At 68.2% G+C, this 1007-nt stretch carries 1 pseudogene; it reads right to left on the bottom strand.

From position 1 onward, the window contains the following. Window positions 1-1007: pseudogene (locus AB0H50_RS35650) on the bottom strand (GMC family oxidoreductase); the annotation flags it as partial.

The following is a 1007-nucleotide window of genomic DNA, read 5'->3' as shown; positions in this document are numbered from 1 at the left end:
CGGGTCGAGCGTCATCCCGAGCGACGCGAGCATCCCCACGTCTTTCGCGGTGCCCGCGACGAACCAGTTCTCGAGGCTGAGCGGCAGTCCCGACTCGTCGACGATCCGCGATGCGGACGGCGCGCCCTGATCCCCGCCGAACCCGTCGGTGAGGGCGAGAGAACGAACGAGCACAGCATCACCGTTTGTGCCCCAGCCCCGTCCGACGTGCTCGTTCAGCCGCCGCAGAGAGCCGGTGTGACGAGCTTCGACGAGCAGTTCGGTCGTGCCGATCGATCCGGCTCCGAGCACGAGACGGTCGCACGTGAGGGTCGTCGTGTTCAGGATCGCGCCGGTCGGATCGACGGCTTGCACCTCGACCCGGTACCGTCCGTCGGCTTCCTGGCCGACCGCGAGCACCCGGTGCCCGTGACACACCAGCGCGCGCCCGGTCGCCTCCGCTTCCGGAATGTAGTTCTGCGTCAGGTCGAACTTCGCGCCGTTGGAATTGCCGAGGTTGCTCTCCCCGGCGACGGCGGAGCGTCGCACCGAGCCCGCCAGCTCGGCCCGGACCACGTCCCAGTCCCAGATGCCGTCGACCCGGTGCGGTGAGTACCCCGCAGCCCGCGCGTCGTCGTCCCAGCGGCGAGAGTGGGTGAATTCGGGAGAGTGATAGATGTCGTCGGGCATCGGGTCGAGACGCAACATCGACCGGACCTTCGGGTACCACGTCGAGGCCATTTCGCCGTAGCTCAGCCGGTCGCCGAATACGTGTTCGAAGAAGCGCTGTTCCGGCGCGATCATCACCCCGGTGAACACGACCGAACCGCCACCGACGGCCGCGCCACGCCACACCGACATGTGGGGGTAGTCGACGACGTCGAGGACGCCGGCGAAGTCGTCGCACTCCACCGGGATGCCGGTCGGGCCGGTGAAATGCGTCCGGTGGTAGTAACCGCGACCGTCGGCGAGAAGATCGGACGAGAACACCTCACGCCACGGATCGCGGGGCCAGCGCATGCCTCGCT

The organism is Nocardia sp. NPDC050793, assembly GCF_040654065.1.
Classification (GTDB): domain Bacteria; phylum Actinomycetota; class Actinomycetes; order Mycobacteriales; family Mycobacteriaceae; genus Nocardia.
This window is presented reverse-complemented; position numbering and strand designations above follow the sequence as displayed.